Here is a 25,800-nt window from a genome sequence, read left to right on the forward strand (position 1 = left end):
CGAACGCTGGAAAGACGTTTTGGATGTGGAAACCTCGAGCCGGCCATGCGGCGGAAATCCAGGTCACTGGCCTTGGGAGCGGCGGGAAAGGGTGAAGCCGGACGGCGCCGCTCAAAGGAGCCGAAGCCGACGTGACGGAGCCCACCATCTGAACCTCTGGCGCGGACGCAAAACAAGCCGTACGCGCTCAATCCGGTGAACCGCCGTATACGGACCCGTATGTACGGTGGTGTGGGAGGGGAGAGTCGCGAGACTCCCCCTATCCCGATCCTCGCACAGCATGATCCGGCAAAGTGCGAAGCGGTTTTCCGATAGGATCATGCTCAAACAACACGCTAAAGCGCGATGCGCGCTTTAGCTCGGTTGCATTCCGAGGAATGACGCGCGGAAACCATATCCGCGCTTGTCGCTGGACTCCGCGGTTCGCCCGCGCAATGATTTGTTCATCATAATCCGGCGGCCAAGCCGGATCGGTAAATAAGTTGCGTAAGGGGCGTTAACCATGGAACGTTTGCAAGCCGACGGCGCTCTCGTTCAACTCAGCGAGCGGTTCACCAATTCTGCGGCGTTCGGCGCCCTGTTCCGTGAGGGCATGGACCTCGTCGAAGCAACCGCCGCCTATCTCGACGGCGCCGGCCGCACCGAGGCCAAGGCGCTCGACCGCGCCGTCAGCCTCACTTACGCCACCGAAAGCATGCGCCTCACCACCCGCCTGATGCAGCTCGCCTCGTGGCTGCTGCTGCATCGCGCGGTGAAGGAAGGCGAGATGACGCTGGGCCAGGCCAATCGCGAAAAGACCAAGGTCAAGCTTTCCGCCGCCGATCCCGGCCCCGCCGATACCATCGAGAAGCTGCCGTTGCAGCTCCAGGACCTGATCCATCGCTCGATGAGCCTACAGACCCGCGTGCGTCGTCTGGACACCACGATCCACACGCCGCCGGCCGAACAGCCGATGATCGGCAATCCGCTGGTGCCGCACCTGAACGCGCTGAAGGCCGCGTTCGAGCGGTGAGATCCAATCCGCGCACTTGAAACCGTCACACTGAGGTGGCCGCTACTTCAGCGGCCCTCGAAGGGCGACGGCCCGGCTGCTGCCGCGTGGCCGTTCATCCTTCGAGGCTCCCCACGCGACGCTTTGCGTCGCATGGCTCGCGCCTCAGGATGGCGGTTTGAAACCAGACTGCCGCCAAAAACAAAAACGCCCCTGGTTTTCCAGGGGCGTTTTTCGTTCGCGGCCGGAACGGCCGGATCAATCCTTTTTGAGGAAGCCCGAAAACTTCTTCTGGAAGCGCGAGACGCGGCCGCCGCGATCCATCAGCTGGGCGTTGCCGCCGGTCCAGGCCGGGTGCGACTTCGGGTCGATGTCGAGGTTCAGCGTGTCGCCTGCCTTGCCCCAGGTGGAGCGGGTCTGGTACTCGGTTCCGTCGGTCATCACGACCTTAATCATATGATAATCAGGATGAATTTCGGTTTTCATGGCAATTCGCCGGCGCCCGGCGCCTCTCGCTTGGGTGATGATCGATGACGGATTTGGGCGGCTCTATACCCCAGGGGGGACCTTAAAACAAGCCATTGCGGGGACAGGAGAACCGGGCCTCCCCCTAAGGGACATCCCGGATTTGCCAGTCCCCCTGCACCGGCCTATGTGGAGCAGACTTGTCCCCTTGGGTCCGATCTCATGAGCGCAGTGGAACGGCTTGACGACCAGTACCGCGACGAGGCCGCAAAAGTGCCCGTCGTCGAGATCGGCGCCGAGCTGATCGAGCAGCCGGCGAAGAGCCGTGCCCGGCTGCGGCCGCTGCTGGCGCTCGCGCCTTATGTGGCCCGCTATCGCGGCCGCGCGGCGCTCGCCTTCGTCGCGCTGACGATCGCCGCGCTGACGACACTGCTGGTGCCGATCGCGGTCCGGCGCATGATCGATTTCGGCCTGACGCCGGAAGGCATCGAGCTGATCAACAGCTACTTCTCGGTGATGATCGCTGTCGTCGCCGTGCTCGCGCTGGCCAGTGCCGCGCGCTACTACCTCGTTATGACGATCGGCGAGCGTATCGTCGCAGACCTGCGGCGCGACGTCTTCGTCCATCTCTTGTCGCTGTCGCCGGCCTTCTTCGATTCCGCGCGCAGCGGCGAGCTGGTGTCGCGGCTCACCGCCGACACCACCCAGATCAAATCCGCCGTCGGCGCCTCCGTCTCGATCGCGCTGCGCAATCTGATGATGTTCTTCGGCGCCGCGGCGATGATGGTGATCACGAGCCCGCGTCTCTCCGGCTTCGTGCTGCTGGCCATTCCGCTGATCGTGCTGCCGCTGGTCGCTTTCGGGCGCTGGGTGCGGCGTCTGTCGCGCAACGCGCAGGATACGCTCGCCGAGGCTTCGGCCTATGCCGGCGAGCTGGTCGGTGCGATCCGCACTGTGCAGGCCTATACCAGCGAGGAGCTGGCCGCAAAGCGCTTCGGCGGCGAGGTCGAGCAGGCCTACGAGGCCGCGCGCACGTCGACCCAGGCGCGCGCGGTGCTCACCGCCATCATCATCTTCATCGTGTTCGCAAGCGTGGTCGCGATCCTCTGGATCGGCTCCCATGACGTGCTGACCGGCACCATCACGCCGGGCCGGCTCGGCCAGTTCGTGCTCTATGCGGCTTTCGCAGCTGCCGGCCTCGGCCAGCTCAGCGAAGTCTGGGGCGAGGTTTCGGCCGCCTCGGGTGCCGCCGAGCGCCTGTTCGAGATCCTGCATGTCGAGCCGGAGATCGCCGCGCCCGCAACACCGCGCGCGCTGCCGGTGCCGGCGCGCGGCGAGGTCGGCTTCGATCAGGTCAGTTTCGCCTATCCGGCGCGGCCCGACGTCAATGTGCTCGACGCCGTCTCGTTCAGCGTGCGTCCCGGCGAGAAGGTCGCGATCGTCGGTCCGTCCGGCGCCGGCAAGAGCACGCTGTTTCATCTGCTGCTGCGCTTCTACGATCCGCGGGGCGGCGCGATCTCGCTCGACGGCGTGCCGGTCAGATCCGCCGATCCGCGCGACTTCCGCGCCCGCATCGCGCTGGTGCCGCAGGAATCCACCGTGTTCGCCGCAAGCGCCCGCGAGAACATCCGCTTCGGCCGGCCCGATGCGACCGACGCCGAGGTCGAGCGCGCCGCCGAGCTTGCGCACGCCGCCGAGTTCATCCGGCGCATGCCGGAAGGTTTCGAGACTCCGCTCGGCGAGCGCGGCGTGACGCTGTCAGGCGGACAGCGCCAGCGCATCGCGATCGCGCGTGCCATCCTGCGCGATGCGCCGCTGCTGCTGCTCGATGAAGCAACCTCCGCGCTCGACGCCGAAAGCGAGACGCTGGTGCAGACCGCGCTCGAAGAGCTGATGCGCCACCGCACCACACTGGTGATCGCCCACCGCCTCGCCACCGTGTTGTCCTGCGACCGCATCCTGGTGATCGATCAGGGCAGGATCGTCGAACAGGGCACCCATGCCGAGCTGGTGGCGGTGAACGGGCTTTATGCCAGGCTGGCGAGGTTGCAGTTCGAGGGGGCGTGAGGCGGTCCAAATATCCAAATATATGGTGTCGTCCCGGCGAAGGCCGGGACCCATAACCATAGGCCGTCGTTTGGCGAAGGCTCGTCGTTCGGTACTTCGATCGTCTGCAGTCGATAGATTCCGCGGTATGGGTCCCGCCCCCCGTGCGCAATTGCGCACTAGGCCGGGACGACACCGGGAGAGATCAGCGCACCTGCCTTACGGCTTCCATTCCATCTTCAGCACCGGCCGTCCCGAGGTCGGGTTCACGTCGTCGCCGGCTTGCGCAAAGCCGTTGCGCTCGTAGAAACGGATGGCTCGGGAATTGTCCTTGTTGACGAGCAGCGTGACGCCTGCCGGTGACAGGCGCTTCGCTTCCTCGACCAGCAGCCGCGCCGCATCCGAGCCCCAATGCGCGGGATCGACCACGAGCTGGTCGAGATAGCCGTCGCCGTCGATGGTGACGAAGCCGGTCAGCGCGCCGTCCTGCTCGGCGACGACGATCGAGGCCTTGGGTATCAAATCCTTGCGCCAGCGCTCGCGCCACCAGTCCAGCCGCGCCGCGAAGTCGATCTGCGGATAGGCCTGCTGCCAGGTGCGATGCCAGAGGTCGATGGAGGCTGCTTCGTCCTCGGGACGATAGGGGCGGAGGTTGAGGGCGCTCACTACCGCTCCGTCAGCTTCAGCTCGATGCGGCGGTTTCGCTTGTAGGCTTCCTCCGTGTTGCCGGTGTCGAGCGGCTGGAATTCACCGAAGCCGGCCGCGACCAGGCGCTGGGCCGGCACGCCGAGCGAGATCAGATATTGCACCACCGAGATCGAGCGGGCCGCGGACAGGTCCCAGTTCGACTTGAAGTTTGCGCCGCTGACCGGGCGCACGTCGGTATGGCCGTCGACGCGCAGCACCCAGGCGATCTCGTTCGGGATCTTCTTGTCGAGCTCGATCAGCGCGGTCGCCAGCGTATCGAGCTCGGCGCGGCCCTCGGGCAACAGCACCGCCTGTCCGGTGTCGAAGAACACCTCGGACTGGAACACGAAGCGGTCGCCGACGATGCGGATGTCGGGGCGGTTGCCGAGAATGGCGCGCAGACGGCCGAAGAATTCCGAGCGGTAGCGCGACAATTCCTGCACGCGCTGCGCCAGTGCGACATTCAGGCGGGAGCCGAGATCGGCGATGCGGTTTTGCGATTCCTTGTCGCGCTTCTCGGAAGCGTCGAGCGCCTCTTCCAGCGCCGCCAATTGCCGCCGCAGCGCGCTGATCTGCTGGTTCAGCACCTCGATCTGCGCCAGCGCCCGTGCCGATACCGCTTTCTCCGAGTCGAGCGCCTTGCCGAGCTCGGTGGTCTTGCCCTGCGCGTCGTTGCCGGCGCTGGCAAGGCCCTCATAGAGGCCCTTGATGCGGTCGCGCTCGGTCTCGGCCGAGGCGAGGCCGGCTTTCAGCTGCGAGACCTGATCGTCGAGGCTCAGCTTGCCGAGCTTCTCCAGCGACAATAGCTCGTTGAGCTGCGCGATTTTGGCGTTGAGCTGCTCCAGCGCCTTGTCCTTGCCGGTGACCTCCTGCGACAGGAAGAACTGCACGACCAGGAATACCGACAGCAGGAACACGATCGACAGCACCAGCGTCGACAGCGCGTCGACGAATCCGGGCCAGTAGTTGAAGGAGGTATCGCCGCGGCGGCCTCGGGCTAGAGCCATTTACTTCTCCGCTTCTTTCGTGTGCGGCATGCTATGTCGCTAACTCTTCTCCGGCTGGCGCGCGATGCGTTCCAGGAGGCGCCGGATCTCGCGGTTCTGCTCGCCCTGGCCGTCGGCCCATTCGCGGATCATCTGCTGCTCGGTCCGCATGTGCGAGACCAGCGCCTGGATGGCTTCGGCAAGGCTCGCCATCGCCGCGGTGGTGCCGCGGCTGGCGCTGCCTTCCTCAAACACGGAGCGCAGCCGCTCGACCGCGGCCTGCAGCTCGCCGGAGGCAACGCCGCCACCGCCGGAGGCGGCGGCCAGCTCACCGCTGCCGTATTCGCGCACGGTGGTGGCGAGCCAGTCCTCAAGGTCGGTGTAGAAGCGATTCTGCGCCTGGCTCGATTGCAGGTCGAGGAAACCGAGGATCAGCGAGCCGGCGAGACCGAACAGCGAGCTGGAGAACGAGATGCCCATGCCGCCGAGCGGGGCGGCCAGCCCCTCCTTCAGCGTGTCGAACAGCGCGCCGGAATCGCCCCCGACCTTGAGCCCGTCGATCACCTTGCCGACCGAGCCGACCGTCTCGATCAGGCCCCAGAAGGTGCCGAGCAGGCCGAGAAAGACCAGGAGGCCGGTCATGTAGCGCGAGATGTCGCGGGCCTCGTCGAGGCGGGTCGCGATCGAATCGAGCAGGTGCCGCATGGTCGTCTGGGTGATGGTCATCCGCCCCGAGCGCTCGCCGCCGAGGATCGCCGCCATCGGCGCCAGCAGCTTGGGGTGCCGGGCCGGCGCCAGGCCGGGATCGGCAATGCGGAAATTGTTGACCCAGGAGACCTCGGGATAGAGCCGGATCACCTGCCGGAACGCCAGCACGATGCCGATGAACAGCACCGCCCCGATCAGGGCATTGAGGCCGGGATTGGCGAAGAAGGCCTGGATGATCTGCTTGTACAGCACCACGCCCACCAGCGTGCATAGCACCAGGAAGACCAGCATCCGCACCAGGAAGACGCTGGGTGAGGACAGTTTTGTGTACTCGATATCGATGGAGGAGCGGGGCGAGGTGCCTGACGGCATGTCCGGTATCATCCGTTACGAAAGCTTGCTTGCAGTGCGCACTATGGCACAGCGCCGGCCCAAAAAAAGCGCCGGCTGGGCCGATTTCGCGGCGGGGCAGGGAACCCAAATGCCGAAACCGAGCCTTGATAGCTGCGTATTTTGCAAAACTTCGGCATTCCACTGGCTTGGGTCGGAATTTTTGCATGGCTTTGCATCTCGGGGGACTGCCCGTCATTCCGCTTCGGCTCGCGGTCCTGGCAGCGCTCGCTCTGATGGTGCAACGGCGCACCGGCCATTTGGAGCAGGACGATTCCATCCCGAGTCCTGCCGGCGGCCACACCGGCGGGGGGCGCGGCACTGTGGCCGCGCGCGAGCGAGGCGTCCAACGCGCGGCAAGGGCTGATCGGCGGGCTTGCGGGGCCGCCGGGTTACCGCGCCTCCCAATCCCCGATCAGCACGATCTTTCCGTTCGTCCCCAAACACGTCATGGCCAAGGGAGCGGTCGCATGAGCTTTGTGTCCACGATCATCGGGACCACCGAACGTGTGCCGCTGCCGGACCTGGTCGTCGTCGAGAAGGAATGGCGCTGGAGCGGCACGCATTATCCATGTCTATGGCGAGGACACAGCATTGTGGGCGGCGCTGGCGCTGGTTCTTTCTCGCGCCCGCCGGGCTGTTCGGCTACGCCGACGGCAGCGAATGGGGCGTGAGCCACTACCGGATGAAGGTGGAGTAGGGCGCTCCTCATGTGCGCCGAAGATCGAGAGATGAATAAGATCCGCCCTGCTAATCGGATGTCGCCTTCGAACCAGAAATGCTCTTCAAGCCGGACCGGCTTGTAAAGAATTCCGGCCGCAATCGGAAACGTCAGGGTCCTCCGTCGTTATCGGCAAACAACCTGTGGAGAAAACGTCATGCGGCATCTCGCATTGGCAGCAATTGCGCTGGTGGCCGGCTTTGCGACACCGGCGATGGCGCAACAGGCCCCGCCATCGCAGAGCCTCCAGAATGAAGCCGACAAGGGCATCAAGACTGAGAACTCCGGTGCATCGGGTTACGTGTCCGAACAGGACAAGCCTGGGTCCGCGGCCCAAATCCCGGGGAGTCCTTCTCGCGCCGACTCCGGCAGCGCGGCAACAGCGCCGAGTGCACAGAACTCAGGGGCCGGAATTGCCGGCGCTCCCGGGAACAAGAACGGGCCGCCCGCCCATGGCGGCACCGTTGGCTCGGCGTCTCAGAATCAGTCGGTGCAGCAGCAGGATCCGGCGAACATCAAGGGATTGCCGGGCAACAAGAGTGGTCCGCCGGCCAAGCGATAGGTCCGCTGACCATTCAGCAGGCTCCGCAGGTGGCTTCATGCCACCGGCGGGTCCGCTGCACTCGGGCGGCGCGACGGCTCTTCGGGGCCAGAAAGCCTTTCTCTGCAGAGGAGTTGCTCTGCCGAGGATTTGGCGCACACGATGCAACAGACCTTCGCCCTTTGGTTCCGGCTAACCCTGGTCAGGGCGCTCCGCTGGCGGCGCCTGGGCGTTGAGGAGATTGGACAGGGCAGTCACGAGCTGCGCCGGCGCGAAAGGTTTGCTCAAGAGAACGCTGTTCGGCACGCCCTTGGAAGCCCAGTCCTCTGCGTGTGTACCCGTCATATAGATAACGGGCATCGACGGGTCGATTTCCCGGGATCGCTGGGCCACCTCCCATCCGTTACGCCGCCCAACCAGATTGATGTCGGTGATGATCGCCCGATAATGGGTTTCGTTGGCTTGAAGAAGCTCAATCGCTTCTTCGCCCGAGCCGGTGACGGCCGACTGAAAACCGCCGTCCGAAAGAGCGTCTTCGATCATCGCCTGAATGAGCCGGTCATCCTCGACGACCAGAACCGCAACAGCATCACCCACGTCACGTTCTCCCCTGCTGCGTCGTTGCAGTCCTGCGGCGGGGTAAGTGAGTGGGGACGCCAACAGTTCCGCGAAATGTTCAAAGGTGCAGTAAGGTCGTAAAGGCGCAGCAGTCGGCCTCCGCAGCCGAAACATCGTTCGTTGCGGTCTTCTGCCGCAGCACGCGGTGATGGAACCCGACTCACAATCTGGTGAGTCCTGAAAATAGGCCTGATCTCAGTCCGATAGGGCGTGTGACATTGAGCCGCCCACCTGATGCGTTGCGTCGCAGCAAGACCAATCTATGTTCGCGCCATCAGCCGCGGGAATTGTCCAGAATGGGCTCGCGCGGAGTTTGATCAGTTTCAACAACATCGGGGCACCCCACTTCATGTCTGGACTTCGAGCGCGATCGGCATGCGTTGCAATGATGCTCGCGGCCTTTGCGCCGCTGCTGGCGGGCTGCGACGAATCCAGCTCGGCCTTCTCTGCCGCCCCGCCTGCCGACCCTGATGTCAGCATTGTCGTCGTCAAGCCGCAGTCGCGCGCCGTGGTACGCGAGCTGCCGGGGCGCATCGCGCCGACGCGCGTCTCCGAGGTGCGCCCGCGCGTTTCCGGCATCGTGGTCGAGCGCCTGTTCCGCCAGGGCAGTGAGGTGAAGGCGGGCGACGCGCTCTATCGTATCGACCCGCGCCCGTTCGAGGTCGAGGTGATGGCGAACGAGGCCGCGGTTGCTAAGGCCGAGGCCGCATTCATGCAGGCCAGGCAACAGGCGCACCGCATCGCGACGCTCACGAAAGATCGTGCCGCCCCGGAAGCCGAAAACGAGAAGGCGATCGCGGCCGAGCGTCAGGCCTATGCCGAGGTCGAGGGCCGCAAGGCCGACCTCGCGCGTGCCAAGCTCAACCTCGACTACGCCACCGTACGCGCGCCGATCGACGGCGTCGTCGGTGCGGCGCTGGTCAGTGAGGGCGCGCTCGCGGTGCAGAACGAGACCAATCTCGCCACCATCCAACAGCTCGATCCGATCTATGCCGATTTCACCCAGTCGGTGACCGAGCTCAACCAGCTCCGCCGCGCCTTCGAGAGCGGCGACCTCGAGCGCATCGCCGCCGATGCCGCCAAGGTACGCCTCGTGCTCGACGACAACACCCTCTATTCGCTCGACGGCAAGCTCCTGTTCTCTGATGCCAAGGTCGACGCCCATACCGGGCAGGTGACGCTGCGCGGCGAGTTTCCCAATCCCAAGCGTGAGCTCTTGCCGGGCATGTATGTCCGCGTGCGGATCGACCAGGGCCTCGATTCCGATGCCATCGCGGTGCCGCAGCAGGCGGTCCAGCGCAATGGCGGCGGCGGCAGCGAGGTGTTCGTCGTCAAGGACGATAACCGCATTGCCGTGCTGCCGGTGCGTACCGGCTCGGTGCAGGACGGAATCTGGTTCGTCACCGAGGGCCTGAAGGCCGGCGACAAGGTCGTGGTCGAAGGCTTCCAGAAGTTCGCCGCCGGCGACAAGGTCAAGCCGCAATCCTGGTCCGAGGCGGACGCGACCGCGGACAACCGGCACGCCCAGAAGCTCACCCGGTAACGCCCCATGGCGAGTTTTTTCATCGACAGGCCGATCTTCGCCTGGGTCGTCGCGCTATTCATCTGCCTGGTCGGCGCGATCTCGATCCCGCTATTGCCGATTGCGCAATATCCGATCATCGCGCCGCCCTCGATCTCGATCTCGACCAGCTATCCCGGCGCCTCGCCCGAGAACCTCTACAACAGTGTCACGCGCCTGATCGAGGAGGAGCTCAACGGTGCCTCGGGCATCCTTAACTTCGAATCGACCAGCGACTCGCTCGGCCAGGTCGAGATCATCGCGAATTTCGTGCCGGGCACCGACACGAGCGCAGCTTCCGTCGAAGTGCAGAACCGCATCAAGCGCGTCGAAGCGCGCTTGCCGCGCGCCGTGATCCAGCAAGGCATCCTGATCGAGGAAGCTTCCAGCGCGGTGCTCCAGATTATCACGCTGAATTCGACCGACGGCAGTCTCGACGAGGTCGGCCTCGGCGATTTCATGATCCGCAACGTGCTCGGCGAGATCCGCCGCATCCCCGGCGTCGGCCGCGCCACCCTTTATTCGACCGAACGTTCGCTGCGGGTCTGGGTCGATCCGGCCAAGCTGGTCGGCTATGGAATGACTGCGGACGACGTCAACAAGGCGATCGCGGCGCAGAACGCGCAGGTCGCCTCGGGCAGCATCGGCGCCGAGCCGTCGACTGCAACCCAGCGCACCTCTTCGCTGGTCCTGGTCAAGGGCCAGCTCTCGTCCCCCGATGAATTCGGCGCCATCATCCTGCGCGCCAATGCCGATGGTTCGACCGTGCGCCTTCGCGATGTCGCGCGGATCGAGGTCGGCGGTCTCAGCTACCAGTTCAACACCCGCCTCGACGGCAAGCCGACCGCCGGCCTTTCCGTGCTGATGTCGCCGACCGGCAATGCGCTGGCGACCGCGAGTGCGGTACAGGACAAGATGAAGGAGCTGTCGCGCTTCTTCCCGGCCAACATCACCTACGAGATTCCCTACAACATCACGCCGGTGGTCGAAGCCTCGATCAAGAAGGTGCTGTCGACGCTGGTGGAAGCCATCGTGCTGGTGTTCGTGGTGATGTTCCTGTTCCTCCAGAACATCCGCTACACCATCATTCCGACCATCGTGGTGCCGGTTGCACTCCTGGGCGCCTGCACGACGCTGCTCCTCGCCGGCTATTCCATCAACATGCTCTCGATGTTTGGCATGGTGCTCGCGGTCGGTATCCTCGTCGACGACGCCATCGTCGTGGTCGAGAACGTCGAACGCATCATGGCGGAGGAAGGCCTGCCGCCGAAGGAGGCGACACGGAAAGCCATGTCGCAGATCACCGGAGCGATCATCGGCATCACGCTGGTGCTGATGGCGGTGTTCGTGCCGATGGCGTTCTTCCCGGGCTCGGTCGGCATCATCTACCGCCAGTTTTCCGTGACCATGGTCGCCGCGATCGGCTTTTCCGCCTTCCTGGCGCTGTCGCTGACGCCGGCCTTGTGCGCGACCTTGCTGAAGCCCGTCGCGGCCGGCCATGGCCATGCCAGGAAAGGCGTGTTCGGCTGGTTCAACCGCATGCTGGAAGGCGGCAAGGAGGGCTACTCCCGCACCGTCGGCTTTTCGCTCAAGCGCACGGGCCGGCTGATGCTGGTCTATGTGGCGCTGCTGGCCGGCTTGTCCTGGGTCTTCGTCAACTTGCCCGGCGGTTTTCTGCCCGTCGACGACCAGGGCTTCGTCACCACCGACGTGCAGACGCCGTCGGATTCGTCCTACGCCCGCACCGAGGCCGTGATCGAGAAGGTCGAGAAATATCTGGCGCAGCGGGCTGGCGTCGACAACGTCACCTTCCTCACCGGCTTCAGCTTCTCCGGCCAGGGCATGAACACCGCGCAGGCCTTCATCACGCTGAAGGACTGGTCGGAGCGCGGCCCGAAGGATTCCGCCGCCGCGATCGTCAATGACATCAACCGGGATCTGTCGTTGTCAATCCACGACGCCAAGATCTCCGCGCTGCAGCCGCCGCCGATCGACAATCTCGGCAATTCCTCGGGCTTCTCGTTCCGCCTCCAGGACCGTGGCCAGAAGGGCTATCCGGCCTTGATGCGCGCCGCCGACCAGTTGATCGCGGAAGCCAATGCGAGCTCGGTGCTTCAGAAGGTCTATATCGAGGGCCTGCCCGAAGCGGGCGTGGTCAATCTCGTGATCGACCGCGAGAAGGCCGGCGCCTTCGGCGTCACCTTCGAGGACATCAACAACACGATCTCGACCAATCTCGGCTCGAACTACATCAACGACTTCCCCAATCGCGGCCGCATGCAGCGCGTCGTGGTGCAGGCCGACGCCCGCGATCGCATGCGAACCGAGGACATCCTCAACTACAACGTCAAGAACAGCCGCGGTCAGCTGGTGCCGTTCTCGTCCTTCACCACGGTCGAATGGGCGCGCGGCCCGACGCAGATCGCCGGCTTCAACTATTATCCGGCGGTGCGCATCTCCGGCGAGGCCAAGCCCGGCTTCACCTCGGGCGACGCCATCGCCGAGATGGAGCGGCTCGCCGGCAAGCTGCCGCGCGGCTTCGGCTTTGAATGGACCGGACAGTCGCTCCAGGAAAAGCTGTCGGGCTCGCAGGCGCCGTTCCTGCTGGCGCTGTCGGTGTTCGTGGTGTTCCTGTGTCTGGCCGCGCTCTACGAGAGCTGGACCATTCCGCTCGCGGTGCTGCTCACGGTGCCGCTCGGCATCGTCGGTGCCGTCATCGCGGCAATGCTGCGCGGCCTTCCCAACGACGTCTATTTCACCGTCGGCCTGATCACCATCATCGGTCTTGCGGCGAAAGACGCGATCCTGATCATCGAGTTTGCCAAGGATCTGCGGAAGGAAGGCAAGCCGCTGGTCGAAGCCACCATCGAAGCCTGCCGCCTGCGCTTCCGCCCGATCCTGATGACGGGCCTCGCCTTCATCTGCGGCGTGCTGCCGATGGCCATCGCCCACGGCGCCGGCGGCGCCAGCCAGCAATCGCTCGGCACCGTCGTGATGGGCGGCATGATCGCCGTGGTGATCCTGGCGCTGCTGATGGTGCCGGTGTTCTTCGTATCGGTGCAGCGCGTGCTGGGCGGAGATCGGGAGAAGGTGGCGAAGGCGGAAGCGTATGGCCCGCCGACGCCGGTCGAGCCGTAAGGCACACTGTCATGCCCGCGAAGGCGGGCATCCAGTACGCCGCGGCCTCTCCGTATTCAACGAACGTCTCTGGAATACTGGATCACCCGCTTTCACGGGTGATGACAGCGGAAAATGTGGGAGAGGCCTTTACGCTACGCTGCCTTCCGCAAAATCTTCACCAGCTCCCCGTGCACGAACTCGTTCCCGCACACGACATGCCCGGTCACCAGTGCATCGCCCGGCGTATCGATGTCGCTGATCGTGCCGCCCGCTTCCCGCAGCATGATCTGCCCCGCGGCGATGTCCCAGGGTTGCAAATTGCGCTCCCAGTAGCCGTCGAGGCGGCCGGCGGCGACGAAGGCTAAATCGAGGGAGGCGGCGCCGAAGCGGCGCAGGCCGGCGACGCGGTCCTGGATCGCAGTCATCTCGCGGCGGAATTCCTCGTGGTCGCCGCGGCCGATATGGGGCAGGCCGCAGGCCACCACGCATTCGTTGAGCTGGCGGCGGCCGGCGACGCGCAGGCGCTGGTCGTTGAGAAAGGCGCCCTTGCCGCGCTCGGCAATATAGAGCTCGTCATTGGCCGGATTGTAGATCACGCCGGCGATGATGGTGCCTTCGCGCGAAAGGCCGATCGAGATCGCAAATTGCGGGATGCCGTGCAGGAAGTTGGTGGTGCCGTCGAGCGGATCGACGATCCAGGTGTGGCTCTTGTCGGGGCCCTCGCGGGTGCCGCCTTCCTCGCCGATGAAGCCGTAGCCGGGCCGCGCCTTGGCGAGGTCCTGGTAGAGGATCTCCTCGGCGCGCTTGTCGGCGAGCGAGACGAAGTTCGCAGGCCCCTTCAGCGAGACCTGAAGATGCTCGATCTCGCCGAGATCGCGCTTGAGGCTGCGGCCGGCGCGGCGCGCGGCCTTGACCATGACGTTGATAGTGGCGGAATACAGCATGAGCTCTGGTCTTGATCGGGGAAATGGCGCGCAATCGCGCCCGTTTGAGAGATGGGGTGCCCTGCGAGGGGCTTGACGTCAAGTCATTGCGTCAAGTCATTTGGTCCCGAGCCATTTCCGGGCGGCGGCGTCGGCCTTGGCCCGGTCGTCGGGCGACAAATCGGACAATTGCTTGTCGAGCTCCGGATCGCCCTTACCGGCGGTTTTGGCCACCAGGTGCCATTTGAAGCCCTCGACCTTGTCTATCGGGGTGCCCACGCCGTTGATCAGGACCCAGGCCAGCCGGTTCTGTGCGATCGCACTGCCCTGTCGGGATGCCTTGCGGAGCAACGCGACCGCCGCCGGCTGGTTCTTCGGCGTGCCGGTGCCGTTGAACAGCGCGATGGCGTATTCGACCTCGGCATCGACATTGTCGGTCAGCGTTGCCGCCTGAAGCAGCCGCACCGCCCTTTCGGGGTCCTTCGGCACGCCGGTGCCTTCCTTGTAGAACGTCGCCAGCGCGTATTGCGCCTCGGGCAGGCCGGCGTCGGCGGCCTGCCGCAGCAGCTCGGCGGAGCGCTTGACGTCCTGTGGCAGGGTCTGTCCATCGAGATAGAGCAGCGCGAGATTATAGGCCGCCTTGGGCTCGCCGAGCTTGGCGGCGGACGCCATCAGCTTGACCGCCTCGCCCTTGTCGACAGGGCCGCCGCGGCCGGACATACGCAGCATGGCGAGCGCGAACATCGCTTCGCGGTCGCCGGCGTCGGACGCGCGCTTGTACCACTGCGACGCCTTGGCGTAGTCGCGCCTGATGCCCATCGCGTTGGAATAGAGCTCGCCCAGCATGGTCATCGCCTTGGCATCGCCGGCTTGCGCGCGGGCGGTGGCGAGCTCGAGCGCCGTCTTGTATTGGCCGCGCTGATAGGCGCCGTACACCAGGTCGACATTGGAATTGTCGGTGGGAGGCGCGGGGATCACGGTCGCAGCGGGCGCCGGGCTCGGCGAGGCAGATGGTTTTGGCGCGGCATCCTTCTTCTTGGTGATGGTGTGCGGCTTGGTCGCGGGTTTTTCTTTGGCTTTTTCCTTGGCGGGCGCCGCGCTCGGCGTTGCCACCGGCGGGGTGATCTGAAGCTGCGCGGCCGCGGGCGCCGTCAGCAGCAGCGTGGCCAGGATGGTGATGCGCGGGAGTTTCATGTCGGGCGCTAGCCCTGCCCCACAGCGAGAGCCGCGTAAGCCTTCTTGATCGCGGCGTCGGCCTCGATCAGCGCGGCCTTGGCCCCGCGCGGATCGGCCCAGATGAAATCAGCAACCAGCACGAAATCGGCACCGCTGGCAGCGAAGTCATGGGCCTCCTCCAACGAGGTGGCAAAGCCGACGCACGGCGGCTCGAACAGCTCGGCCCACCAATCCAGTCGCTCGGCAATCGCTTGCGCCGACGGCCGCTGTCCGGTCGCATCGGGCTCGCCGAACAACACATAATCTGCGCCCATCTCGCCCGCTGCCATGGAGTCGTGGCGGGTCTCAAGTCCGCCGACCCCGGCGATGCGATCGGGCTTGAGCGAGGGCATCGCCTCTTCCAGAGCGGCGATGCCGGAGAGGTGGGCGCCGTCGGCGCCGCCGCGCGCGACGAGCTCGGCGTGGCCGTCGACCAGCAACGCAGCACCTGCGTTCTGCACGATTGGCGCCAGCGCCTTGATGAGCGAAATCATGCTGCGCTGGTCGGCGTCTTTCAACCGCACCAGCACGGCGGCGACGTCGGCCGATGCGAGCAGCCCTGGCAGCTCGGCAACAAGCGAAGCGGGATCGTCGACGATCGGCGTCGCGAGATAGAGGCGCGGCGCCGGGCGCGGTGGAGGCGATTTGTTCGACAAGATCTAGGCCGCCTTCTGTTCCAGGCTGCTTTGCCATTCGCCCTTGGAGGCGAGCCCATTCATTCGCGCGCGATGACTGAAGGCGCGCTGCCCGGCCGCGACGTTCTCGGCCTTGCCCGACCAGGCCTTCTGCGGCGCGGCCTGCAGCGCCCGGCCGTAGGAGAAGGTCAGGCCCCAGGGCAGCGGGCCCAGCTTGTGCATGGCGTTGAGATGCGCGGTCGCCTCCTCGTCGGACTGGCCGCCGGAGAGGAAGGCGATACCAGGCACCGCCGCCGGCACGCAGGCCTTGAGCAGCCGTATCGTCTTCTCCGCGACCTCCTCGACGGAGGCCTGCTTTGCGCATTTCTTGCCGGAGACCGCCATGTTGGGCTTGAGCACCATGCCCTCGAGCGCGACGCGCTGCACACGCAATTCCTGAAAGGTCTTATTGAGCACGCGGCTCGTCGCCTCAAAACAGCGGTCGATGTCGTGATCGCCGTCCATCAGCACTTCCGGCTCGACGATCGGCACGATCTGCGCGGCCTGGCATAGCGCGGCGTAGCGGGCCAGCGCATGGGCGTTGACGCTGATCGCGGTCATGGAGGGAATCCCGCTGCCGATATCGATCACCGCGCGCCATTTGGCAAAGCGCGCGCCGCGGTCGTAATATTTCTTCAGCCGCTCGGCGAGCTTGTCGAGCCCGACGGTGACGAGCTCGCCCGGGCACATCGGCAAGGCCTGCGTGCCCTCGTCGACCTTGATGCCGGGAATGGCGCCGCTCTGCTCGATCAGCCTGACCAGCGGCGTGCCGTCCTTTGCGTCCTGCCAGATCGTCTCGTCATAGAGAATGACGCCGGAGATGTACTGGCTCATGGCCTCCTTCGACCGGAACAGCATCTCGCGATAGTCACGGCGATTGCCTTCCGTCGATTCGACGCCGATCGCGTCGAACCGCTTCTTGATGGTGCCAGAGGATTCGTCGGCGGCAAGGATGCCCTTGCCGGGGGCGACCATGGCGGTCGCGATCCTGTTGAGCTCAGTCAGATTCATCGAGATGTCCTCCCAAAACGATTCTGCCCTTGCCCGTGAAAATAGACCGTTCTCGGGCAATTGCCGAGTTAACGTTCGTCGCAGGGTGAAGGGGCGATCGGCTGGGGTAAGCGTTGGGCCGGCCGGGCGGGTCTTCACCTCGCCCCGCTTGCGGGGAGAGGTCGGTCGCGAAGCAACCGGGTGTGGGGGAGTCTCCGCGAGTCCGTCTGCTACTCGCTTTGCGGAAGCAGCCCCTTACCCCGACGCTCTCAGCGCGAGCGCAGCTCGTCGCGGCCCCGTAAGAACGAGGCGGGGGAGGGATAGGGCGAATCCAGCCCTACGCCACCGCGCGATCGCTACGCGACGCGGGGGTCGAGCTCGCCCTTGGCGTAGCGCTTGGCCATTTCGGCGGTGGTCAGGACCTTCTTGATCTTGGCGGCCTGGCCGGCGGTGTTGAACTCCTGGAGGCGCTGCTTGCACAGCTTGGTCATCGCCTCCATTGCCGGCTTCAGGTACTTGCGCGGATCGAACTCTTCCGGATTGTCATTCAGGACCTTGCGGATCTGGCCGGTCATCGCCATGCGGTTGTCGGTGTCGATATTGATCTTGCGCACGCCGTTCTTGATGCCGCGCTGGATCTCGGCGACCGGCACGCCCCAGGTCGGCTTCATCTTGCCGCCGTTGGCGTTGATGATCTCCTGGAGGTCCTGCGGCACCGAGGACGAGCCGTGCATCACCAGATGCATGTTCGGCAGCTTGCGGTGGATCTCCTCGATCACGTTCATGGCGAGGATGTCGCCGTCCGGCTTGCGGGTAAATTTGTAAGCACCGTGAGAAGTCCCCATCGCGATCGCCAGCGCATCGACCTTGGTCTCCTGGACGAACTTCACGGCTTCGTCCGGATTGGTGAGGAGCTGGTCGTGGCTGAGCTTGCCTTCGGCGCCATGGCCGTCTTCCTTGTCGCCCATGCCGGTCTCGAGCGAACCGAGCACGCCGAGCTCGCCCTCGACCGAAATGCCGCCGAGATGGGCCATGTCGGTCACGGTCCTGGTGACGCCGACATTGTAGCCCCAGTCGCCGGGGGTCTTGCCGTCGGCCTTGAGCGAGCCGTCCATCATCACCGAGGTGAAGCCGGCCTGGATCGCGGTCATGCAGGTCGCGGGCTCGTTGCCGTGGTCGAGATGCACGCAGACCGGGATGTGCGGATAGATCTCGGTCACCGCGTCCATCATGTGCTTGAGCATAACGTCGTTGGCATAGGAGCGTGCACCGCGCGAGGCCTGGATGATGACGGGCGCATCGACCTGATTGGCGGCGTCCATAATCGCCAGCGCCTGCTCCATATTGTTGATATTGAAGGCCGGTACGCCGTAATCGTTCTCCGCCGCATGGTCGAGCAATTGACGCAACGTGATCCGAGCCATCTATCTTTTTCTCCCGTTTGGGCCTGCGGGCCCGCTAGCTACTCGCCGACCGACGACTTGACGCGCAAGACCTCGACGCCGGGCAGAGGCTTGCCTTCCATCCATTCAAGAAATGCGCCACCTGCGGTCGAGACATAGGTGAAATTGCCGGCCACACCGGCCTGGTTGAGGGCTGCGACGGTGTCGCCGCCGCCCGCAATCGAAATCAGCTTCTTGGCCTTGGTACGCTGGGCAGCATGCTTGGCGGCCGCGACCGTACCGCGGTCGAAGGGCTGCAGCTCGAAGGCGCCGAGCGGTCCGTTCCAGACCAGCGTCGCCGCATCGTCGATCGCAGCATGGATGCGGGCGATCGATTGCGGGCCGACGTCGAGGATCATGCCGTCGGCCGGGATCGCGTCGAGGCCATAGGCGTGAGACGGCGCATTGGCGGCGAAATGATACGCGACGGTGGCGTCGACCGGCAGGATGATGGCGCAGTTCGCGGCGTCCGCCTTCTCCATGATGCGCAGAGCGGTCGCGGCCAGATCCTTCTCCGCCAGTGACTTGCCGATCCCGACGCCGTGGGCGTGCAGGAAGGTGTTGGCCATGCCGCCGCCGATCACCAGCGCGTCGACTTTGCTCACGAGGTTTTCGAGCAGGTCGATCTTGGTCGAGACCTTGGCGCCGCCGATGATCGCGATGACGGGTTTGGTCGGAGAACCCAGCGCCTTCTCCAGCGCGACGAGCTCGGCCTGCATCGTGCGGCCGGCATAGGCCGGCAGCTTGTGGCCGAGGCCCTCGGTCGAGGCGTGGGCGCGGTGTGCGGCGGAGAAGGCGTCATTGACCCAGATGTCGCCGAGCTTGGCGAGCTCGGCGACGAAGGCCGGATCGTTCTTTTCCTCTTCCTTGTGGAAGCGGGTGTTTTCCAGGCAGAGGATGTCGCTATCGTTCAGCGCCGCCACGGCCGTGGACGCAGGCTCGCCGATGCAGTCGTCGGCAAAGGCGACGGGCTTCTTCACGACCTTCGACAGCGCCTCGGCGACGGGCTTGAGCGACTCCTTGGGATCGCGCCCTTTCGGCCGGCCGAAATGCGCGAGCAAAATGACCTTGCCGCCTTTGTCGGAGATTTCCGTGATGGTCGGCGCGACGCGCTCGAGCCGCGTTGCGTCGCTGACGCGCCCGTTCTCCATGGGCACGTTGAGATCGACGCGGAGCAGCACGCGCTTGCCCTTCACGTCGACGTCGTCGAGGCTGCGGAATGATTTAGTCATCTTTGGCTCTCTTGTCCCGCGCGCACTGCGGCGCGAAGTGCCGCTGTGCAGAACCGGGACCTACGGTGTAGCTGGGTCCCGGCACTGCGGCGCGCCGTGAAGACACGCTGCGCCGCGTCCGAGACACGAGGCCTTGGCTCAGATCACCTTGCTCATCGCGACAGCGGTGTCCGCCATGCGGTTCGAGAAGCCCCACTCGTTGTCGTACCAGGACATCACGCGCACCAGCGTGCCGTTCTGCACCTTGGTCTGGTCCATGTGGAAGGTCGAGGAGTGCGGGTCATGATTGAAGTCGATCGAGACGTTCGGCGCCGTGGTGTAGCCAAGGATGCCCTTGAGCTGCTGCTCGGAGGCGCGCTTCATCGCCTCGTTGATTTCCTTCGGATCGGTGGCGCGCTTGGCGACGATCTTGAGGTCGACGACCGAGACGTTCGGGGTCGGCACGCGGATCGCGACGCCATCGAGCTTACCCTTCAACTCCGGCAGCACGAGGCCGATCGCCTTGGCGGCACCGGTCGAGGTTGGGATCATCGACATCGCCGCCGCGCGGCCGCGATAGAGATCCTTGTGCATGGTGTCGAGCGTCGGCTGGTCGCCGGTATAGGCGTGGATCGTGGTCATGAAGCCGGTCTCGATGCCCACCAGGTCGTTCAGCACCTTGGCGACCGGCGCGAGGCAGTTGGTGGTGCAGGAACCGTTCGAGACGACCAGATGATCCCTGGTCAGCGTATCGTGGTTGACGCCGTAGACGATGGTCGCATCGGCGCCGTCGGCGGGCGCGGAGACCAGCACGCGCTTGGCGCCGGCGGTCAGATGCGCGGAGGCCTTCTCCTTCGCGGTGAAGATGCCGGTGCACTCCATCGCGATGTCGATGCCGAGATCCTTCCAGGGCAGCTTCGAGGGATCGCGCTCAGCGGTCACCTTGATTCTGCCGCCGCCGAGGCTGATCGTGTCGCCATCGACGGTCACGGTGCCGGGGAACCGGCCATGGACGCTATCGAAGCGGAGCAGATGGGCGTTGGTCTCGACCGGGCCGAGATCGTTGATGCCGACGACCTCGATGTCCTTGCGGCCGGACTCGACGATAGCCCGCAGGATGTTACGACCGATGCGGCCAAAACCGTTAATTCCAACGCGGACTACCATGTTTCGTCTCCTTGTGACCGTTCGATGACGTCTGGTTCAATGACATCCGTTCTTCCCGCACAACGCGCTTAGCGCGCCTGCGAGGGTTTTTTTAGGGCGGACGTCCGGTTCGGCCGGGCGGTGCTTGATCATATGAGGCAGTTACGTAATCCTTTTTTTTGGCAAGCTCAACTCTCAGGACACGCACTTCAGCACAGCGTTAACCGCAGCCTCGGCGGTAATGCCGAAGTGCTTGTAAAGGTCCTTTGCCGGCCCGCTCTCGCCGAAGGAATGCATGCCGACAAATTCGCCGTCCTGGCCGATCACGGCATCCCAGCCCCAGCGTACCGCCGCCTCGATCGCGACCTTCACCGGCGCGTTGCCGATGATCGCCGCACGCTTCGCCTCTGGTTGCGCTAACAACAGCTCGAGCGAGGGCACCGAGACCACCCGCGACGCGATGCCGCGTTCGGCGAGCTGCTTCTGGGCGGCGACCGCGATCTCGACCTCGGAGCCGGACGCGAACAGCGTCGCCTTGGCCTCGCCCTGGGCGGCGACCAATTCATAGGCGCCCTGCTGGCAGGGATTTTCGTTCGGCGCGTTGGTGCGCAGTTGCGGCAGGTTCTGCCGCGTCAGCGCCAGCACGGTCGGGCCGTCGATGCGGTTCAGCGCCAACTCCCAGCACTCGGCGACTTCGATGGAATCGCAGGGGCGGAACACGCGCATGTTCGGAATGGCGCGAAGCGCGGCGAGATGCTCGACCGGCTGATGGGTCGGGCCATCTTCGCCAAGGCCGATGGAATCGTGGGTCATCACGTAGACGACGCCGGCGCCCATCAAGGCGGCAAGGCGCATCGCCGGCCGCGCGTAATCGGTGAACACCAGGAAGGTCGCCCCGTTCGGCGCGAAACCGCCGTGCAGGAAGATGCCGTTCATGGCGGCGGCCATGCCGTGCTCGCGGATGCCGTAATGGATGAAGCGGCCCTTCGGCGTCTTGGCGGAGAAAGCGGTCGCCGACTTCGCCTTGTTGTTGTTGGAGCCGGTAAGGTCGGCCGAGCCTGCCAGGAATTCCATCGGCATCGCGCTAGCGATGACTTCGATCACGGCTTCCGAGGATTTGCGGGTCGCCGCGACCATCGGCTTTTCCAGCAGCTCCTTCTTGTAGGCGCGCACCGCCTTCGCGAGCGACGCCGGACGCTCATGGCGCAACCGGCGCTCGAACTCGGCACGTTTGCGGCTGCCGAGCTCAGCGAGCCTTCCTTCCCATTCCTGTCGTGCCGCCGCGCCGCGGCTGCCGGCTTCACGCCAGGCTTTGAGCACATCATCGGGCACCGTGAACGGCTCGAGCGAGATGCCGAGATTCTCCTTGGCGGCCTTGAGCTCCTCGGCGCCGAGCGCCTCGCCATGCGCCTTTGCCGTGCCGGCCTTGTGCGGCGCGCCGAAGCCGATGGTGGTGCGGCAGGCGATCAGCGTCGGCTTGCTGGATTTCTTCGCGCGGGTGATCGCGGCTGCGATCGCGGCCTGGTCCTGGCCGTCGATCTTCTCGGCGGCCCAGCCCGCGGATTTGAAGCGCTTCACCTGGTCGACGGAATCGGAGATCGAGGTCGGGCCGTCGATCGAGATGCCGTTGTCGTCGTAGAGCACGATCATCTTGTTGAGCTTCCAGTGCCCGGCCATCGCGATCGCTTCCTGCGACACGCCTTCCATCAGGTCGCCGTCGGAGGCGAGCACGAAGGTGTGGTGGTCGACGATCTTCTTGCCGAACTCGGCGGCGAGCATCTTCTCGGCGAGCGCCATGCCGACCGCGGTCGAGATGCCCTGGCCAAGCGGGCCCGTCGTGGTCTCGATACCGTTGGTGCGGAAATTCTCGGGGTGTCCGGGGGTCAGCGAGTCGACCTGGCGGAACTGCTTGATCTGATCCAAGGTCATTTCGGAATTGCCGGTCAGATAGAGCAGCGCATAGAGCAGCATCGAACCGTGGCCGGCCGAGAGCACGAAGCGGTCGCGGTCGGGCCAGCTCGGTGTGGCTGCATCGAATTTCAGGAACTGGGTGAACAGCACCGTAGCCATGTCGGCCGCGCCCATCGGCAGGCCGGGATGGCCCGACTTCGCCTTCTCGACCGCGTCCATCGCGAGGCCGCGGATCGCGTTGGCCATACGGGTGTGGTCGACCTGCGTATGGGCCATACGGGTGGCATCGAGCTGCATCATGATGAAAATCCGTCTGGAATGAGGTGCTTGATGGCCGTGCGCGCCGCGCTGGATCGAGCCTGGCGGTCACGGGAGGTTGGGGGCTGGATAGCATCTCGGTTCCGGGAGTCCAAGGCAATCAAACGCCATCCCCGAGCGAAAAGTTGCGCGCCGCGCGATCCGGAAAAGCCGCAGCCGGAGATGGTGCAGGCCAGGAACCAGCCGGCCGGGATGCTCAGGGCCGATCTATCGGTGCATAGTTTCGCGGCGACGTTGCGATTTGCTAGCTTGCCACGTAAATTTCTGCTTCTAACCGCTTGCCGAACCGAGTCTTTTGCCGGACGGCAAGCCCCGATGCAAAGGCCACCAAGGTCCGCCGCTGAGCGCATGAACGATCGCGTTTCCAACAGTTCCGCCATGACGGAGTCGTCTGCCGTCGAGATCGAGATCGCGACCCGCAGGCTCATGGCGGCGCTCGACTCGCTGGAAAGCGCGGTCGAGCGTCGGCGCGATGCCGATCGCGACGAGAACGAGCTCGCGACGCGAATACAGGCGCTGGGCGCAGACCGTTCGCGGCTTGCCGACGAACTCGACGGCGCGTTGGTCAAGGCGCGCAAGCTTGAGCGTACCAATCGCGAGATCGCCGACCGGCTGGACTCCGCGATCGTCACGATCCGCTCGGTGCTCGATACCGGAGAGGACGGATGAGCCACATCAACGTCACCATCAACGGCCGGCAATACCGCATGGCCTGCGAGGAAGGCCAGGAGGTGCGGCTGCTGAAGCTGGCCGAAAGCCTGGAGACGCGAATCCAGTCGCTGCGTGGAAAGTTTGGCGAGATCGGCGATGCGCGCCTCACCGTGATGGCGGCGCTGACCGTCTGCGACGAGCTGGTCGATGCCGGCAACCGCATCCGCACCATGGAGCAGGAGTTGACCGAACTGCGGGATTTCCGCAATGCCGCCGTCGAGCGCGCCCGGATGACCCAGACTGCGGTGGTCAATGCGCTGAACGCCGCGGCCGAACGCATCGAGAAGTCGACCCAGGTCCTGAACCGTACTGTCGGCAACGGGATTGCGATCGGGTAGGTCAAGAAAGCTCAACTGGATTGTTGCCACGCGGCCGGTGCGCTCCCTCCCCGCGTGCGGGGGAGGGGTCGGGGAGAGGGTGTTTCCACAGTCGAGAACCCCCGAGAGGACAGAGCCCTCACCCGGCGCTCTGCGCCGAACTCTCCCGCAAGCAGGAGAGGTGAGCAGCAACCGCGACTCGGGCTGGCGATTCGTCAGTATCGTTGTTACATTGCGCGGGCGAGGCTGCGACGCGCGTCCGGAGCCATATATCCCCGGGGCCTTATCGATCCTTTAGGGAACTGTCCCTGGCCGGGCCCGTGGGCCCGGACATATGGTGCCCACCTACTTTCGTAGGGAACTCCGGGATCGAGTGCTTCAACGGCGGCTGCGGCTTCGCACTTTGCTTTCTTCCTTGGGGTTCGTGCCTGTCGAAATTGCGTCCCCGACACGCTCGCGGTTTAATTTCGGTGTCATGCCCCCGCCGAGTGCGCACTTGCGCACGGGGGCGGGGCATCCAGTTTCGCCGCGCTGTCGAGGTTCTTGCATTGGCGTCTCTGGAATACTGGATCGCCCGCTCCAGTGCGCAAGTGCGCACAAGGCGGACGATGACGGCGGAGCAAGGCTCTGCCTTCGGGGGAAAACGCACATGTCCAACTCCAAAGCCGAACTCCGTGCCAAAGCCCTCGCGGCGCGCGACGCGTTGAGCGAGAAGAAGCGCAGCACCGCCGCCGCTAAGCTCGCCAAGCGCGGGCTGCCGTTCAAGCTTTTGCCCGGCAGCATCGTCTCCGGCTATTCGCCGATCCGCAGCGAGATCGATCCGATGCCGCTGCTGAAGAGGCTCGCCGAGGCGGGCGCAAAGCTGGCGCTGCCTTGCGTCACTGCGCGCGGCCAGTCGCTGATCTTCCGCATCTTTCATCCGAACGACCGCCTGATGCTCGGCCCGCTCGGTATTCCCGAGCCGTCGCCGGCTGCGGCCGAGGTCGTCCCCGACATCATGTTGACGCCGCTCGCCGCCTTCGACCGTCTCGGCCATCGCATCGGCTATGGCGCCGGGCACTACGACCACACCTTCGCGCACCTGCGCAAGGCCAAGCAGATCGTCGGCATCGGGCTTGCTTTTGCGGCGCAGGAGATCAAGGCGGTTCCTGCACTATCGCACGACGTCGCGCTGGATTATGTGCTAACGGAATCGGACGTGTTTGATTTCCGGAGTTCTGAAGTTGCGCATTCTCTTCGTGGGTGATGTCGTCGGCCGTACCGGGCGCAACGCCATCGCCGAATATCTGCCCGGCATGGTCAAGGACTGGTCGCTCGATTTCGTCGTCGTCAACGGCGAGAATTCTGCCGGAGGCTTCGGCATCACCGAGGCGATCTATCAGGAACTTCTCGATGCCGGTGCCGACGCGGTGACGCTCGGCAACCATTCCTGGGACCAGCGCGAGGCGCTGGTGTTCATCGAGCGTGCCGAGCGCCTGGTGCGGCCGACGAACTATCCGCGCGGCACGCCCGGCCGCGGCGCGGCGCTGGTCGAGACCAAGAACGGCAAGCATGCGCTGGTGGTCAACGCGCTCGGCCGCGTCTTCATGACCCCGTTCGACGATCCCTTTGCGGCGCTGGAGCGCGAGCTCGGCGCCTGTCCGCTCGGCGTTGCCGCCGATGCCATCGTCGTCGATTTTCATTGCGAGGCGAGCAGCGAGAAGCAGGGCATCGGCTTCTTCTGCGATGGCCGCGCCAGCCTCGTCGTCGGCACCCACACCCATGTGCCGACCGCCGACCACCAGATCCTGTCTGGCGGCACCGCCTACATGACCGACGCCGGCATGACCGGCGACTACGATTCAATCATCGGCATGCAGAAAGAAGAACCGCTGCGAAGGTTCACATCGGGAATACCGTCGGGCCGGTTCGAGCCGGCCGCAGGCGTTGCGACGCTCAGCGGCGTCGCGGTGGAGACGGACGATGCGACGGGCCTCGCGCTCCGCATTGCGCCGGTGCGCGCCGGTGGCAGGTTGGAGCCGGCCACGCCGAAGTTTTGGCTGAGTTGAACGGCGGTACCGCACACTCAGTGTCGTCCTGGCGAAAGCCAGGACCCATTGCCACCAGCC

The 25,800-nt window shown here is 65.1% G+C and carries 22 protein-coding genes, 1 other RNA gene and 1 pseudogene; 11 read left to right on the forward strand and 13 right to left on the reverse strand.

The window, feature by feature from the left end; genetic code table 11:
- The first annotated feature begins 502 nt into the window (after positions 1-502).
- The gene (locus IVA82_RS27285) at positions 503-1,012 is read left to right on the forward strand and encodes a DUF1465 family protein (protein ID WP_247387035.1); all 510 of its coding nucleotides are present in this window, start codon (positions 503-505) and stop codon (positions 1,010-1,012) included.
- A 237-nt stretch (positions 1,013-1,249) separates the two neighbouring features.
- On the opposite strand, the gene rpmE is transcribed toward IVA82_RS27285, so the two are convergent.
- Positions 1,250-1,477, reverse strand: a complete 228-nt coding sequence (gene rpmE, locus IVA82_RS27290) for a 50S ribosomal protein L31 (protein WP_247387036.1) — start codon at positions 1,475-1,477, stop codon at positions 1,250-1,252.
- A gap of 201 nt (positions 1,478-1,678) precedes the next feature.
- Here rpmE and IVA82_RS27295 point away from each other — a divergent pair, with 201 nt between their 5' ends.
- Positions 1,679-3,523, forward strand: coding sequence for an ABC transporter ATP-binding protein/permease (locus tag IVA82_RS27295; protein WP_247387037.1), 1,845 nt, complete (start codon positions 1,679-1,681; stop codon positions 3,521-3,523).
- A gap of 198 nt (positions 3,524-3,721) precedes the next feature.
- Here IVA82_RS27295 and IVA82_RS27300 read toward each other — a convergent pair whose 3' ends face one another.
- Genes IVA82_RS27300 through IVA82_RS27310 form a run of 3 tightly spaced genes read right to left on the reverse strand, consistent with a single transcriptional unit; the run spans position 3,722 to position 6,255 of the window.
- Positions 3,722-4,168, reverse strand: coding sequence for a GNAT family N-acetyltransferase (locus IVA82_RS27300; RefSeq protein WP_247387038.1), 447 nt, complete (start codon positions 4,166-4,168; stop codon positions 3,722-3,724).
- Positions 4,168-5,196 carry a peptidoglycan -binding protein gene (locus IVA82_RS27305; protein WP_148738712.1) on the reverse strand — a complete coding sequence of 343 codons (1,029 nt, stop codon included), beginning with the start codon at positions 5,194-5,196 and terminating at the stop codon, positions 4,168-4,170. Before IVA82_RS27305 ends, IVA82_RS27300 begins: the two co-directional genes overlap by 1 nt.
- 39 nt (positions 5,197-5,235) lie before the next feature.
- Positions 5,236-6,255 carry a flagellar motor protein MotA gene (locus IVA82_RS27310; protein ID WP_247387039.1) on the reverse strand — a complete coding sequence of 340 codons (1,020 nt, stop codon included), beginning with the start codon at positions 6,253-6,255 and terminating at the stop codon, positions 5,236-5,238.
- A 539-nt stretch (positions 6,256-6,794) separates the two neighbouring features.
- Here IVA82_RS27310 and IVA82_RS27315 point away from each other — a divergent pair.
- Both IVA82_RS27315 and IVA82_RS27320 read left to right on the forward strand, forming a co-directional pair.
- Positions 6,795-6,973: pseudogene (locus IVA82_RS27315) on the forward strand (class I SAM-dependent methyltransferase); the annotation flags it as partial.
- Positions 6,974-7,331: 358 nt separating this feature from the next.
- A complete protein-coding gene (locus IVA82_RS27320) occupies positions 7,332-7,556 on the forward strand; it encodes a hypothetical protein (RefSeq protein WP_247387071.1) in 225 nt (74 codons plus the stop codon).
- Positions 7,557-7,727: 171 nt separating this feature from the next.
- Here the strand turns inward: IVA82_RS27320 and IVA82_RS27325 are convergent, their stop codons facing one another.
- Positions 7,728-8,132, reverse strand: a complete 405-nt coding sequence (locus IVA82_RS27325; RefSeq protein ID WP_247387040.1) for a response regulator — start codon at positions 8,130-8,132, stop codon at positions 7,728-7,730.
- Positions 8,133-8,502: 370 nt separating this feature from the next.
- Between IVA82_RS27325 and IVA82_RS27330 the strand changes: the two genes are divergently transcribed.
- Entirely contained in the window at positions 8,503-9,696 is a 1,194-nt protein-coding gene (locus IVA82_RS27330) for an efflux RND transporter periplasmic adaptor subunit (RefSeq protein ID WP_247387041.1), read from the forward strand.
- Positions 9,697-9,702: 6 nt separating this feature from the next.
- The gene (locus IVA82_RS27335) at positions 9,703-12,852 is read left to right on the forward strand and encodes an efflux RND transporter permease subunit (protein ID WP_247387042.1); all 3,150 of its coding nucleotides are present in this window, start codon (positions 9,703-9,705) and stop codon (positions 12,850-12,852) included.
- A 134-nt stretch (positions 12,853-12,986) separates the two neighbouring features.
- Here the strand turns inward: IVA82_RS27335 and IVA82_RS27340 are convergent, their stop codons facing one another.
- The 8 genes from IVA82_RS27340 to tkt form a co-directional block, all read right to left on the reverse strand.
- Positions 12,987-13,778: an inositol monophosphatase family protein gene (locus IVA82_RS27340; protein ID WP_148738721.1), complete on the reverse strand. Its 792-nt coding sequence runs from the start codon at positions 13,776-13,778 to the stop codon at positions 12,987-12,989.
- A 96-nt stretch (positions 13,779-13,874) separates the two neighbouring features.
- The gene (locus IVA82_RS27345) at positions 13,875-14,951 is read right to left on the reverse strand and encodes a tetratricopeptide repeat protein (protein WP_247387043.1); all 1,077 of its coding nucleotides are present in this window, start codon (positions 14,949-14,951) and stop codon (positions 13,875-13,877) included.
- An 8-nt stretch (positions 14,952-14,959) separates the two neighbouring features.
- Positions 14,960-15,628 carry a thiamine phosphate synthase gene (locus IVA82_RS27350; RefSeq protein WP_247387044.1) on the reverse strand — a complete coding sequence of 223 codons (669 nt, stop codon included), beginning with the start codon at positions 15,626-15,628 and terminating at the stop codon, positions 14,960-14,962.
- 3 nt (positions 15,629-15,631) lie between these two features.
- Positions 15,632-16,657: a class I fructose-bisphosphate aldolase gene (locus tag IVA82_RS27355; RefSeq protein WP_247387045.1), complete on the reverse strand. Its 1,026-nt coding sequence runs from the start codon at positions 16,655-16,657 to the stop codon at positions 15,632-15,634.
- 335 nt (positions 16,658-16,992) lie between these two features.
- Positions 16,993-18,060 (reverse strand): class II fructose-bisphosphate aldolase, encoded by a 1,068-nt coding sequence (gene fba, locus IVA82_RS27360; RefSeq protein WP_247387046.1) that lies wholly within the window; start codon positions 18,058-18,060, stop codon positions 16,993-16,995.
- A 38-nt stretch (positions 18,061-18,098) separates the two neighbouring features.
- Positions 18,099-19,310, reverse strand: coding sequence for a phosphoglycerate kinase (locus IVA82_RS27365; protein WP_247387047.1), 1,212 nt, complete (start codon positions 19,308-19,310; stop codon positions 18,099-18,101).
- 138 nt (positions 19,311-19,448) lie between these two features.
- A complete protein-coding gene (gene gap / locus IVA82_RS27370) occupies positions 19,449-20,456 on the reverse strand; it encodes a type I glyceraldehyde-3-phosphate dehydrogenase (protein ID WP_247387048.1) in 1,008 nt (335 codons plus the stop codon).
- A 174-nt stretch (positions 20,457-20,630) separates the two neighbouring features.
- The gene (tkt, locus tag IVA82_RS27375) at positions 20,631-22,646 is read right to left on the reverse strand and encodes a transketolase (RefSeq protein ID WP_247387049.1); all 2,016 of its coding nucleotides are present in this window, start codon (positions 22,644-22,646) and stop codon (positions 20,631-20,633) included.
- 396 nt (positions 22,647-23,042) lie between these two features.
- Here tkt and IVA82_RS27380 point away from each other — a divergent pair, with 396 nt between their 5' ends.
- The 5 genes from IVA82_RS27380 to IVA82_RS27400 all read left to right on the forward strand — a co-directional run bounded on the left by IVA82_RS27380 (position 23,043) and on the right by IVA82_RS27400 (position 25,740).
- Positions 23,043-23,333, forward strand: coding sequence for a DUF4164 domain-containing protein (locus IVA82_RS27380; RefSeq protein WP_148738729.1), 291 nt, complete (start codon positions 23,043-23,045; stop codon positions 23,331-23,333).
- Positions 23,330-23,713: a cell division protein ZapA gene (locus IVA82_RS27385; protein WP_148738730.1), complete on the forward strand. Its 384-nt coding sequence runs from the start codon at positions 23,330-23,332 to the stop codon at positions 23,711-23,713. Before IVA82_RS27380 ends, IVA82_RS27385 begins: the two co-directional genes overlap by 4 nt.
- Positions 23,714-23,932: 219 nt before the next feature.
- Positions 23,933-24,093: non-coding RNA, 6S RNA (gene ssrS / locus IVA82_RS27390), on the forward strand.
- Between the two features lie 248 nt (positions 24,094-24,341).
- Positions 24,342-24,938, forward strand: coding sequence for a 5-formyltetrahydrofolate cyclo-ligase (locus IVA82_RS27395; RefSeq protein ID WP_247387050.1), 597 nt, complete (start codon positions 24,342-24,344; stop codon positions 24,936-24,938).
- A complete protein-coding gene (locus IVA82_RS27400) occupies positions 24,916-25,740 on the forward strand; it encodes a TIGR00282 family metallophosphoesterase (RefSeq protein WP_247387051.1) in 825 nt (274 codons plus the stop codon). The genes IVA82_RS27395 and IVA82_RS27400 overlap by 23 nt, the downstream gene beginning before the upstream one ends.
- Positions 25,741-25,800 lie beyond the last annotated feature (60 nt).

This window comes from Bradyrhizobium sp. 142, assembly GCF_023074015.1.
Taxonomy (GTDB): domain Bacteria; phylum Pseudomonadota; class Alphaproteobacteria; order Rhizobiales; family Xanthobacteraceae; genus Bradyrhizobium.